This is a genomic window from Bacillus sp. OV166, assembly GCF_900177675.1.
Lineage (GTDB): Bacteria > Bacillota > Bacilli > Bacillales > Cytobacillaceae > Neobacillus.
This window is the reverse complement of record NZ_FXWM01000001.1, coordinates 2,027,031-2,040,435: the sequence shown is the minus strand read 5'-3', so window position 1 is coordinate 2,040,435 and position 13,405 is coordinate 2,027,031. Positions and strand designations below refer to the sequence as shown.

Genomic DNA, 13,405 nt, shown 5'->3' with positions numbered 1-13,405 from the left:
AAAAGGATAAAAAATTAAATTCTTTTCCTTAAAACATGAAAACTAAACTTGTCCGCTTTAAAATAGTTTACCGAAAACAGGATTGGTTCATCCATTTCATCGAAATGCATTTGTTTTAAAACTAACAAAGCAGTTTCTGGTTCGCATTCTAGAATTGGGGAAATTTTTTCATGATAGCCAATTGGCTCGATTTGAGCAACCGCGTATGTAATCCTTCGGTTTGCCTTATCTTCCAAAATACTGAAGAGAGATTCTTCTGTATGGGAAAATGTTTCTGGCAATATGCGTTCTGGTACCTTGTCGACACAGTAGACGACCGGTTCTCCATTTGCGGTTCTTACCCTCTCCATCACGAAAATCTCCTCACTTGTAGAACAAGAGAAACGACGAACATCCTCTTCGGTCGAACCTTGCGTTGATGAGCTAAGGAAAATTGTTCCTGGTATCATTCCAGCTTGCTCTATCATGGCAGTGACACTATTAAGTTGTTCAATCCCTGAAGTAAACAATGGCTTAACATTAACAAAAGTTCCAACACCGTGGCGTCTTATGATAACGTTTTCTTCTTCAAGTATTCGCAATGCTTCTCGAAGGGTGGCCCTGCTTACACCAAGCTGTTTAGCAAGATCAAACTCAGAAGGTAATTTTTCTTTTTCTTTATATACCCCATCAGCGATATCTTGTTTTAACCGATCGATTACTTGTAAGTATAAATGCCGGTTATCTGATTTTATAGACATGCTGTTTCCTCCAGCCTTATTCCTTAGACATCAGACATCTGATATCATTTCTACTAATCGAAATTATATTAACACTTTTTTGGGGATAAATAAATAGCTATTAAAAAATTTGTCGAAAAAGGCTAAAAGGTAATGTCACAAATATAACTAGGAATTTTCGCCCATTTTCTATTTAGAATCCCGGGGGGGGGATATGTAGGTATTATATTTATTATGATGAGACTTTAGTATCAAGTTCTACATTGTTGTAACCTCCTACTATTTTAGTATTTTATTTGACTCATTATTCATAGTATAAAAAAGCCTTTATTATGAGTTGTATACTTCAACATAATAAAGGCTGTGTTATAGATGTTAATTAACCTGTTCCGGACTTTCAATTATACTTTTAAATGATAACTTCTTATTCAATTATGAACTTTGTTCTTCTTTATCTTTAGGTTTTGGCTGTAAAACAGAACGTGGCTTACTGCCCTCATATGGACCAACGATACCGCGTGCTTCCATTTCATCAATTAACCTTGCAGCTCTTGTGTAGCCAATACGGAACCGTCTTTGTAACATGGAAACAGATGCTGTTTGCATTTCAATAATTAACTCAACTGCATCATTATATATATCATCATCGACCGCACCTGTTACTTCAGGAATGTCATCAGGAATCATCTCATCTTGGTATTGTGCTTTCTGTTGGGAAATAACAAATTCAACCGTGTCCTCGACTTCTTGGTCTGACAGAAACGCACCTTGAACACGAACTGGTTTGGATTCTCCAACCGGAAGGAACAACATATCCCCTCTTCCCAAAAGTTTTTCCGCACCACCCATATCTAAAATTGTCCTTGAATCGGTTGCACTTGACACTGCAAAGGCAATTCTGGAAGGAATATTCGCCTTTATTACCCCAGTAATTACATCTACCGATGGCCGCTGCGTGGCAATGATTAAGTGAATTCCCGCTGCTCTCGCCATTTGAGCAAGGCGGGTAATCGAATCTTCTACATCCGACGAGGCAACCATCATTAAATCTGCCAACTCATCAACAATTACCACAATGAAGGGCAGTAGTGGCTGTTTATCATTTTCCTCTAAATTATGCTTTCTTACGTGGTCATTATAGCCCTCAATATTACGTGTACCCGTGTAGGAAAACAATTCGTACCGTCTTTCCATTTCATTTACCACTTTTTTCAAAGCTTGTGATGCTTTTTTTGCATCCGTTACAACAGGTGCTAACAAATGAGGAATTCCATTATAAACATTGAGTTCAACCATTTTCGGGTCAATCATCATTAGTTTCACTTCATGGGGCTTTGCTCGCATTAAAATACTCGTGATAATGCCATTTATACAAACACTTTTTCCGCTACCGGTTGCACCTGCAACAAGTAAATGGGGCATTTTATTTAATTCAGCTAAAACAGCTTCACCTGTAATGTCCCGGCCTAAGCCAATTAAAAGCTTGGAGTCAGGCTTGTCATTTTGTGTTGCTTCTAATACCTCGCGAAGCGAAACTACAGCAACCTCAGAGTTAGGAACTTCAATACCAATTGCGGATTTACCAGGAATTGGCGCTTCAATTCTTATCCCCTTAGCAGCTAGTGCTAAGGCTAAGTCATCACTTAAACTGACAATTTTACTTACCTTTACACCTACGTCAGGATGAACTTCATATTTTGTTACAGCTGGTCCTAAATGGACCTGTGTTACTCGCGCTTTCACGCCAAAGCTTTGAAATGTCCTCTCTAGCTTTGCCGCATTTGCATGAATTTGTTCATATTCTCCACTCTGATCTGTTTTCTTTGGCAAATTGAGCAATCGAAGTGGTGGCAGCTCATAGGCAATATTCTCTACTTCCGTAAAGGTGATTGGCGGGATACTGTCCTCATTTTCTTCAGAAGTTCCTTTTCCATCCTTTGTTTCTTCTCGGTGATTCTTATCCTTGGCATCTTCTTCCACATATGCCTTATCGGCAAAACTTGATATAATTGGCTCAGATGTTCTAATTTCCTCTTGGAGTGGTTGAGTTTCTGCATTTAAGACAGGCTGATTTTGTTCACGATTTTCCTGCTCTTTTCTTTTTTGTGTGATTCTTTCTGCTTTTCGCTCTCGTTGTTTTTGTTTCCAATCTGTCATATCCGTTTTAAAGGCATCCCATTGACTTTTTGAAAAATCAACCATCACAATCATGATTTTCCCGATGAAATCTCCAAATGATTTACCGGTAAGTAAGATAATTCCAATTAAAATGAAAATAAATGCAATAATTTTAGTACCTGTTTCAGCGAATAAATAATGGAATAAGGCAAATAAAACTGCCCCAAGCATTCCCCCGCCAAGATCGGTGGTGCTTGTTTCACCTCTAAGTTCCATCATAAACAATTCCCAGGTATTACTGATAACACTTGGATCTTTAAATTTCCCATCATTTGTTAGCAAATGAAAAAGGGTGACATGGCTTAAAAGCAGAATAGCAGAAGTAATAAAATAACTTCCAACTAATCTAATATGGAAGAAAAAAGGAATAGTCCGTTTCCACATCAAATAAACGCTTAACACAACAAGCCCAATTAAACTGAGCATATACCATTCTCCCATCCAAAAACGGAAAAAGATAACGGTTGCCTTCCCAACTGCACCAAGCTTAGCTATTGATATGATCGCAATAGCTAAAAGAGCCAGTGCGGATAATTCAAATTGAACGGTCTTTTTCAAATGGTTATCTCTCTTTTTTGGTTGTCTTCTTTTTTTCTTTGCCATCTAATCACCTTGTTGTTTCATTATGGTATATTTAATCCTTTAGTAAAAGGAGTTAAAAGGAAGAAAGCAGCCATTCAGGCTGCTCTTTTATCTTACCCTGATTATACCATAATCTTCTATTCCAATGCGGACAATCCTTCCAGGCTCGCGAAAGAAATTTTTGCGCCTGGGCATATTTGATTATCCATATAATGCTGTGGATCCGTGCTCAGAATTCGGATAACTTGAACATTTTGCCCATCTATAGACTCGACTAAGAGTGGAATTCCTTGATAGCTTGCCATTTGTTGATTGCCAGGTGAACTGGCCTCATATGGAAAAATGAGTTCTGGTGGCATCATCGTATAAAGAATCATTGAATCAACACTTCATTCTTTTCTTTATGAAGATCTATCAATTCATTTAACTTTTTCATTGCCTGCCCAAGTCCGCCAACTTCATCGATGAGACCTGTTTTTACGGCATCAACTCCAATGACATTTGTACCTATGTCTCTGGTTAAATTACCTTTAGCAAACATTAAATCTTTAAATGTTTCTTCGGTAATTTTGGAATGCTTTGTTACAAAGTTGACAACCCGCTCTTGCATTTTATCCATATATTCAAAGGTTGCTGGAACTCCAATCACCAGGCCAGTCAATCGGATCGGATGGATCGTCATTGTTGCGGTTTCCGCAATAAAGGAGTAGTCACAAGAAACAGCAATCGGAACCCCTATCGAATGCCCTCCTCCTAATACAATTGAAACAGTCGGCTTTGATAGGGTAGCTAGCATTTCGGATATCGCTAGACCCGCCTCAACATCGCCACCAACCGTATTTAAAATAATAAGGACCCCCTCAATTTTTGGATTTTGTTCTATTGCAACGAGTTGAGGAATTAAATGTTCATATTTTGTTGTTTTATTTTGTGGCGGCAGTGCTAGATGTCCTTCAACTTGACCGATAATGGTCAGACAATGAATTTTAGAATCAGTTGAAAGCTGTGGAACATTGGTTTGTCCTAGCTGCTGAATTTTTTCTATCAATGCAGAAGAAGGTTTATCCTCTTTTTGAGGCTCACCGCCTTCTTGGTTTTCAGATTCGTTTTTTTGTATATCGTTATTCATCCTAATACTCCCTTCAAGCATGATATAGATTAGTATTTACCTGTAGGAGGTGATTTCATGCTTAAAATAAAAAGCACTGGATCGCCCAGTGCATTTTAATATGAGTAATATAGCATTTATGATATTTAGGTTAGCTTTTTAGATTTCCATAATTATCGGAAGAATCATTGGTCTTCTTTTTGTTTTTTCATATAAATTTCGGTTTAATTCTTCTCTAATATCCTGCTTTAAACTTGACCATTCAAAGGAATCTTTAGCTATATTTCTTTCTACAATGTCTCGAACTAGTTTTGTTGAATCATCCATCAATTTTTCGGATTCGCGAACATAAACAAACCCTCTTGAGATAATCTCTGGTCCCGCAGCTATTTTCCGATCTTGTTTTGTTAAGGTCACTACCACAATTAGAATTCCATCCTGCGATAATAGTCGTCGGTCGCGAAGGACTATATTTCCAACATCACCAACACCAATACCATCAATGAGTATATTCCCAGATGGAACCTTGCCAGCAAGGGCAAGGTTCCCTTCTTTCATTTCAAGGATATCGCCACGGTCTGGAATAAAGATTTGTTCATCGGTAAGTCCACATTCCATAGCCAATTTTCGATGTGCCTTTAGCATCCGGTATTCACCGTGAACAGGGATTAAATATTTGGGCTTCATCAAGTTAATCATAAATTTTAATTCTTCTTGGCTTCCATGACTCGATACATGGATGGTTCTTTTACCTGATATAACATTTGCCCCGGCTCTAAAGAGCATATCAACAGTCTTGAATAAAAATACTTCACTACCCCTAAGAGGTGAAGCTGCGATTAAAACGGTATCTCCCTTTTGAATATTAACCACTTTATCAATTTGCTTTGCCATTTTCTGCAATGCCTCTATAGGTTCACCTTGACTTCCAGTCATTAATACGACTATTTCTCGGTCTTGATAATTTTTTATCTCACTAACAGGAATGATTAAATCCTCTGCTACTTCTAAATATCCTAAATCAAGGGCAATATGATAAATTCTTTCTAGACTTTTCCCTACCACTGCGACTTTACGTCCATTCTCATTTGCTGCATTAAAAATATGCTGGATTCTATTTATATCTGAAGCAAAACAAGCAGCAATAATCCTCCCCGGTGCATTATAGAAAGCATTTGACATTTCACGCTCAACAATTGCTTCAGATGCGGTGTACCCCGGCTTTTCTGCTTCTGTACTATCAGACAACAAACATAATACCCCTTGTTCTCCGATAGATGCCATCTTCCCAATTTCTGGTTTATAAAGCTTTGTAGCCGCTTGATCAAATTTAAAATCACCAGTATAAACGATGATCCCTTCAGAGGTATGTATACAAACACCAACAGAATCAGGGATACTATGATTGGTTTTAAAGAAGCTTACATCAACAGCATCCAAGTTAATAATCGTATCCGAATCCACCTCAATAAAATTTGTTTTACCAAAATAATCTTGTTCTTTAAGTTTAGCATTTGCAAGGGCAAGTGTAAGCTTGGTTCCATAGACAGGGATATCTAATTGACGAAGTACATATGATAAAGCTCCTATATGATCTTCATGGCCATGAGTTAAGAAAATTGCTTTTACCCGGTCTTTATTTTCTTTTAAATATGTAATATCCGGAATTACTATATCTATGCCAAGCATTTCTTCCTCGGGGAACATTAAGCCGGCATCTATGATAAATATGTCCTTGTCCACCTCAACAAGATACATATTCTTTCCGATTTCTCCTATACCACCAAGTGTAATTAACTTAATGGAATTATTTATTTTCTGTACCAAATTGTAAATCCTCCTAAGTTGAAACGAGTATACGCCGTTAACATGCGCTTCCGCTTTTTAATTTCCGATCGAGATCAGTTAGAGTTATTATACTAGATTTCTGAAAACCTTTCCAACATTTATAATAATAATGATAATTCTAAACAAAAAAAAGCCAACCGAATGATCCTTCGGTTGGCTTTAGGTAGTCAGTATAACTTATTTAATAAAGTAATTAACGCTGCACGTTCTTGTTCTGTTAGCCCTACGAGAGGAAGCCTAACTGATCCAACGTCTAATCCAGTTACCTGTAAGGCTGTTTTAACAGGCGCAGGACTAGGAGCAGTAAATAAACCTTGCATGAAAGGGAGGAGATGCTGATGCAATCTTGCAGCCTTTTCATTCTCACCATTAAAGAATGCTTTTACCATTTCTTGCAATTGATTTCCAATCACATGTGAAGCAACCGAAACAACGCCTGCACCGCCAATGGAAAGAACAGGGATTGTCAGGCTATCGTCCCCACTATATAATACAAAATCATCATCTGTATTGGCAATGATGTGTGTCATTGCATTTAAATCCCCGCTTGCCTCTTTGACTGCAACAATATTAGCTAACTTAGAAAGTCTAATGATCGTCTCGGGAAGTATGTTAACTGCTGACCGGCCAGGGATGTTGTAGACCATAACCGGCAGGGATGTAGCTTCTGCAACGGCTTTAAAATGCTGATATAGACCTTCCTGATTTGGTTTATTATAATAGGGTGCGACAACCATTATAGCATCCACGCCAAGTTGCTCAGCTTTTTTTGTCAATTCAACAGATGCATAAGTATTATTGCTTCCTGTTCCTGCAATTACGGGAATCCGCTTTTTTACCGTTTTTACAACATGATCAAATAATGCCAACTTTTCTTCCTTAGTTAACGTTGGTGATTCACCAGTAGTTCCAGCAACCACAAGTGACTCTGTTCCATTTTCAATTAAAAAATTCACTAATTGCGTGGTCTTGGCAAAATCAATATGTCCTTTTTTATCAAAAGGGGTAACCATTGCCGTCGATACTCGCCCAAAATGAACCATATTCTTACTCCTCTCAATACAATCCAGCATACTAAAAACACTCATTTTCTCTTCCGAATTCAATATAAGGATTTACCATTGAATTGGTGAAATCATCTATAAATCTGAAAGATTAAATTCAAATGATTCTTCTTCTAATTGAAAAGCATCATGAAGGGCATTTACGGATTTAACCAAGTCCTCCTGCTTTACAAGTACCCAAATCGTAGTATGACTATCTGCAGATTGTAGTATACGAATTCCATGATCCGATAAGGCCGTTACGATTTTCGAAGTAACTCCAGGAACTCCGGCAATCCCTGCACCAACAACAGAAACTTTTGCACAATGACGCTCTACGACAGGATCATGACCTAATTCGTTTAAAACCTGTATTGCTCGATCGGTCATTTCCTCTGTTACTGTATAGATTACTCCGTTTGGCGAAATATTGATAAAATCTACACTGATTCCTTCATTGGCCATCGCCTTAAATACTTCTGCCTGCAAGTAATATTGATCCTTTTTAGCGAATACCTTTATTTGCGTAACATTTGAAACGTGAGCGATGCCAGTTACAACTCGTTCCATTATGTCACTGCCACGATTATTTTTATTTAATGAGGTTACCAAGGTTCCTAATTTATCTGAGTAGGTTGAGCGAATCCGAATTGGTACTTTTGCCTGCATTGCGATTTCAACTGCTCGTGGATGAATGACCTTTGCACCTTGATAAGCCATATTACACACTTCTGTGTAAGTTACTATGGGAAGTGGTCGTGCATTTTCTGCAATGCGTGGATCGGCTGTCATAATTCCTTCCACGTCGGTAAAGATATCTATCCATTCTGCATTAAGGGCAGCACCTAAAGCTGCAGCTGAGGTATCACTTCCGCCACGGCCAATTGTGGTAATATCGCCATTTTTTGCAGCTCCTTGAAAACCGGCAACCACAACAACATCATTTTTCTCTAACTCAGTTAGCAACCTGTCACATTTCATTTCATTGATTTTTGCATTTGTGTGGTCATTGTTTGTTCGGAAGCCTGCTTGAGCGCCAGTTAATGCAACAGCATTAATACCATGTTCCAATAACATATTTACAAAAACGACACTAGAAATAATCTCTCCGCAGGACAATAATAAGTCGTGTTCCCGTTTTGAGATTTTGCTTAAGTTCCCATCGATTAATGAAAGTAATGTGTCCGTAGCATAAGGGTCACCTTTTCTTCCCATCGCACTGACAACGACAACCACTTTATAGCCATCAGCTAAAGCTTTCTCGATATGGCCTTCCGCATATTTCCTACCTTTTTCATCTCTTACAGATGTACCGCCAAATTTTTGAACAATAATTTTCATGGTGACACCAAAACCTGCCTTTTTGATGTAACTTTATTTTACAATACCTAATTTAACTAAACTTTCTGCGATTTGAACAGAATTCCAAGCTGCTCCTTTGAGTAAGTTATCAGAAACCACCCACATATGGAAACCACGAGGCTCGTCAATGTCTTTTCTAATCCGTCCAACAAATACATCATTTTTCCCAACGCAATTCGCAGGCATAGGATATATTTGGTTTTCCGGATCATCCTGCAAAATAACACCGGGGGCATCTTTTAATAATGCTTTAATGTCATTCGCACTTATGTCATCCGCTTCAATTTCAAAATAAACAGATTCAGAATGACCTACTGCTACTGGTAGTCTTACACAAGTAGCGGAAACCTGCAATTCTGGTAAGTGCATGATTTTTTTTGTTTCATTAATCATTTTCATTTCTTCAAATGTATATCCATTGTCTTGAAATTTATCAATTTGTGGAATCGCATTAAAAGCAATTTGATAGTGATTTTTATCTGATTTGACAGGTAAAATCTTAGGCTCATATGCTTCACCGTTTAAGATTGAACGAGTTTGTTCCATTAATTCCTCGACAGCAGCGGCACCAGATCCTGAAACAGCTTGATATGTTGAGACAATAACTTTTTTCAAACCAAATTGTTGACGGATTGGCTCAAGTGCTACAACCATTTGGATGGTAGAACAATTGGGATTAGCAATAATACCATTTTGATGGTGAAGGTCCGCTTCGTTCACTTCAGGAACGACTAATGGTGTATTCTCATCCATTCTAAAAGCGCTAGTGTTGTCCACCACGATAGCACCACGTTTAACAGCTTCTGGACCAAGTTCCTTGGATACACTACCGCCCGCACTGAATAAGGCAATCTCGACCCCTTCAAAACTCTCAGGCATTGCTTCTTCAATGATATATTCCTGACCATTAACCTCCACTTTTTTACCAGCTGAACGTGCTGATGATAATAAAGTAAGTTTTCTGATTGGGAAGTTCTCTTTTATTAAAGTGTGAATCATTTGTTGTCCTACTGCTCCTGTTGCTCCAACAACAGCAACGTGAAATCCATTTTGTTGATTCATTACAGGTTCCCCTTCCATACTAGCTGGTCATTATATTTCAAAAAGGAATTGGCCTTTATATAGTTGCCAGCATGTTATTCATATTTTTTATTATCTCATCAGTGGGTAATGAAACTCCCCACTGATGATAGAATAATTTATTTTACCATATTCCTTTAAAGAAATAACCTTTTTTGATGAATGAGGGGGGGAGAATTAGTCAGAATCTTTATATCTTTCTACTAACACTGGTTGAATTTGTTTCCCTTCGATCGCAGCTTCAACTGTTTCTGTGAGTAACGTCATTCTTGCTACCATTGAATTTGGCTTTTTTATTGGGTCATCCTGGCCATAGGGAATAAAATAAATATTCTTTGTTGCCATTAGCCTCATTAAGTTTACTCCATTTAATCCAAGTGCATCGTTAGTCGAGATTCCGAGTACAACGGGCTTTAAATTTCTCAAAGTTGCTTTCGCAGCCATTAATACTGGACTATCGTTCATTGCGTTGGCAAATTTACTCATTGATACACCGGTTAATGGAGCAATGACCATACAATCAAGAGGGATTTTGGGTCCCAGCGGCTCGGCTTTGACGATCGAATCAATGACTTTATTTCCTGTTAAATCTTCAATTCGCTGGATCCAATCCTCTCCTTTACCAAACCGGGTGTCTGTATTTTTAACTGTAAAAGTTACCACAGGCATTACTTCAGCACCGGCTTGAACTAATTTTTCTATTTCAGGGAATACTGCATCGTACGTACAATGAGAGCCAGTTAAGCCAAAGCCAATTCTTTTCCCCTTTAAACTCATTTCACTTTCCCCTTTCGCTTTCGTAAATCATCTTGGAGCAGTTGAGCAAGAACATTTGCCAGAATTTGCCCGGCTGTTTTTGGTGCAACAATCCCTGGCAATCCCGGGGCAAGCAATGCTTTTATCCCTCTTTTCTCCGCATATCTAAAATCAGTTCCTCCCGGCTTTGATGCAAGGTCAATAATGAGCGTATGTGATGGCATTTTAGATATAACCATCGCTGTTACGATTAAATGTGGTGCTGTGTTAATTAATATATCAGTATTCATTACTTCATTTTCCAAATCCTTCAAATGAAACGGCGCTAAGCCCATTTCAGTGATTCTTGCCAAATGTTCACTTTTCCTAGCCCCTACCTTAACTTTTGCTCCAAGGGCTGCAAATGTTCTCGCCACACTCATACCAACTCTGCCTAACCCTAGAACCGTAATATTCGACCCATGTATTGTAAAATCAGTGTGTTGGATCGCCATCATAATCGTCCCTTCTACTGTAGGGATTGAATTATAGATGGCCACATCATCCCTTTCAAATAACTGAATAAGAGTCCGTTTAGCTTGCTTGGTAATCCCATTTAAATAAGCATTGCTGATTCCTGAATAAATCGCACAATGTTCTGGAGTCTTAGAGAGTAAATCCCCTGTCAAAATAACCTTTTCATTTGAAAAGATTGTTTCTACCTGCCCTTCTAAATTTGTACCAGGCACTGGCAAGATCAGGGTATCCACTGTTGAAAAGTCCACCTCATCCAGCTTTTCCTTGACCGCACCTGTAAAAGCATGATCAAGCTGTTCAAAACCAATAAGCGATAATCTCGCATCTAATTCAGTTAACTTGCGGATGATTTCCAGCTGTCTGGCATCCCCGCCAATCACGGCAATCTGCATCCCTGTCAGCATGAAAACATTCACCTTCTTCTTTTTAAAAATCCTACTAAGAATTCCTTTTCTGTATATCACTTCACCATCTTATGTAGGTTATCTTCATTCGGTGAGTTTTCCATACGTACTAAATAAAAAAGCCCAAGCAAGTTGACACTCGCTTGGGTTTTTTATGCTGAAGTGTATTAATCTTCATCCGGTACATCGATTATTATCATATCTGATCCTATCTTTTTAATGTGCTGCCAAGGAACCCTGATTTCTTCCCCTTGTTTTCGGAAACCAAACCATTTTATTGAAGGTATTAGCAGTGCTTGAATTTGTCCGGTGCCTTCATTAATTTCTAAATCGGTTTGTCCAAGTACACCTAGCCGTTCTGCCTTTTTTACGTCAACAATTTCCTTTCCGCTTAATTCACTTAACCTCAATACAAGATCCCCCCTTCATTTGCCCCTTATTAATAGTTTATAAGTGGAAGTCCCTATTTAGACTAAGAAATGCACAAGCGCTGTTAAGTGGACCTTTAGTATCTAGGACAACAAAAAAAGAGGTAATCCATCAGCATGGAATACCTCTTTTCATTTACGATAATGTATTCGGAAATTCTCCGTCTGGACTAATTAATGTCACGGAATAGTTGTCTGTAAAAACGGACTTTGTCATTTCGTCCACACTTTTTTTGGTAACTCCATCAATCTGATCAATAATTTCATCTAGTGAACGATGACGTTTTAATAAAAGTTCATTTTTACCATTACGACTCATTCTGCTATTTGTACTTTCAAGACTTAGCATCAAGCTGCCCTTAAGCTGCTCTTTACTATTAGTTAATTCCCTTTCAGTAATCCCTTCTTGCTTTAATTTATTAAGTGTTTCTTGGATGGTTTCAAATAGTACATTCAGCTGTTTAGCACCTGTTCCACCGTAAACCGTCACAATCCCACTATCTTGATAAGCTGAATGGTAAGAGAAAACTGAATATGCTAAGCCCCTTTGCTCACGGACTTCCTGAAATAATCTCGAGCTCATGCTGCCACCCAATATATTATTTAAAGTAATTAAGCTGTAGATGTCTTCATGCCCAACCTTTAATCCTTCAAAACCAATACATAAATGAGCCTGTTCCGTATCTTTCTTTCGTGAAAGTCGATTGGAATGGAAGGTAGGAATATTTTCAATTGCTTGGTTGTTAGCACCTTTATAGGATCCAAAATACTTTTCGACTTCTTTAATAAATGTTTCAGATACATTGCCTGCGATTGAGATAACAACATTTTCAGGAGTATACCTTTCATGAATATATTCCTTTAACGTTTGGCCAGTAAACGTATTAAGTATTTCCTCTGTGCCTAGGATTGGATACCCTAGTGGATGATCTCCATACACTGCTCTGCTAAGTAAATCATGAACAATATCGTCTGGAGTATCTTCGTACATTTTTATTTCTTCTAAGACTACATTTCTCTCTTTGTTTAGTTCCTCTTCCACAAAAGTGGAGTTAAAGAACATATCAGCTAACACATCTAGTGCAAATTGGGAATGTGTATCAAGGACTTTTGCATAATAGCAGGTATACTCCTTTGAAGTAAACGCATTCACCTGTCCGCCAATACTATCAAAGGATTCGGCAATTTCCTTAGCAGACCTTGTGGTAGTACCTTTAAAGAACATATGTTCCAGAAAATGCGAAATACCATTGTTTTGTGGGTTCTCATCTCTTGAACCCGTACCAATCCATACGCCTATTGCAACTGAACGTACAGTAGGGATATTTTCTAAAACAATTCTAACTCCATTTTGGCAAGTATATTTATTAATCATCGACTT

General features: G+C 38.1%; 12 protein-coding genes. All 12 read right to left on the bottom strand.

Annotated features, from left to right (window positions below; all coding sequences use genetic code 11):
- Positions 1-14 precede the first annotated feature (14 nt).
- Positions 15-740, bottom strand: a complete 726-nt coding sequence (locus tag CCK98_RS09795) for a GntR family transcriptional regulator (protein ID WP_088086409.1) — start codon at positions 738-740, stop codon at positions 15-17.
- A 411-nt stretch (positions 741-1,151) separates the two neighbouring features.
- Complete coding sequence (locus tag CCK98_RS09790; protein WP_088086408.1) at positions 1,152-3,500, bottom strand: DNA translocase FtsK; 2,349 nt, start codon at positions 3,498-3,500, stop codon at positions 1,152-1,154.
- A gap of 116 nt (positions 3,501-3,616) precedes the next feature.
- Complete coding sequence (locus CCK98_RS09785) at positions 3,617-3,856, bottom strand: YlzJ-like family protein (protein WP_088086407.1); 240 nt, start codon at positions 3,854-3,856, stop codon at positions 3,617-3,619.
- Positions 3,853-4,608, bottom strand: coding sequence for a ClpP family protease (locus CCK98_RS09780; RefSeq protein WP_088086406.1), 756 nt, complete (start codon positions 4,606-4,608; stop codon positions 3,853-3,855). Before CCK98_RS09780 ends, CCK98_RS09785 begins: the two co-directional genes overlap by 4 nt.
- A 138-nt stretch (positions 4,609-4,746) precedes the next feature.
- Complete coding sequence (locus CCK98_RS09775) at positions 4,747-6,414, bottom strand: ribonuclease J (protein ID WP_088086405.1); 1,668 nt, start codon at positions 6,412-6,414, stop codon at positions 4,747-4,749.
- 188 nt (positions 6,415-6,602) lie between these two features.
- Positions 6,603-7,478 (bottom strand): 4-hydroxy-tetrahydrodipicolinate synthase, encoded by an 876-nt coding sequence (gene dapA, locus CCK98_RS09770; RefSeq protein WP_088086404.1) that lies wholly within the window; start codon positions 7,476-7,478, stop codon positions 6,603-6,605.
- Positions 7,479-7,574: 96 nt separating this feature from the next.
- Positions 7,575-8,819, bottom strand: coding sequence for an aspartate kinase (gene dapG, locus CCK98_RS09765; RefSeq protein WP_088086403.1), 1,245 nt, complete (start codon positions 8,817-8,819; stop codon positions 7,575-7,577).
- Positions 8,820-8,852: 33 nt separating this feature from the next.
- Positions 8,853-9,902, bottom strand: coding sequence for an aspartate-semialdehyde dehydrogenase (asd, locus tag CCK98_RS09760; RefSeq protein ID WP_088086402.1), 1,050 nt, complete (start codon positions 9,900-9,902; stop codon positions 8,853-8,855).
- Positions 9,903-10,097: 195 nt separating this feature from the next.
- Positions 10,098-10,697: a dipicolinate synthase subunit B gene (gene dpaB, locus CCK98_RS09755; RefSeq protein WP_026566481.1), complete on the bottom strand. Its 600-nt coding sequence runs from the start codon at positions 10,695-10,697 to the stop codon at positions 10,098-10,100.
- On the bottom strand, positions 10,694-11,596 hold the full coding sequence (dpaA, locus tag CCK98_RS09750; protein WP_088086401.1) for a dipicolinic acid synthetase subunit A: 903 nt from the start codon (positions 11,594-11,596) through the stop codon (positions 10,694-10,696). The genes dpaB and dpaA overlap by 4 nt, the downstream gene beginning before the upstream one ends.
- A 167-nt stretch (positions 11,597-11,763) precedes the next feature.
- A complete protein-coding gene (locus CCK98_RS09745; protein WP_088086400.1) occupies positions 11,764-12,006 on the bottom strand; it encodes a YlmC/YmxH family sporulation protein in 243 nt (80 codons plus the stop codon).
- A 154-nt stretch (positions 12,007-12,160) separates the two neighbouring features.
- Positions 12,161-13,399 (bottom strand): pitrilysin family protein, encoded by a 1,239-nt coding sequence (locus CCK98_RS09740; protein ID WP_088086399.1) that lies wholly within the window; start codon positions 13,397-13,399, stop codon positions 12,161-12,163.
- Positions 13,400-13,405: the final 6 nt, after the last annotated feature.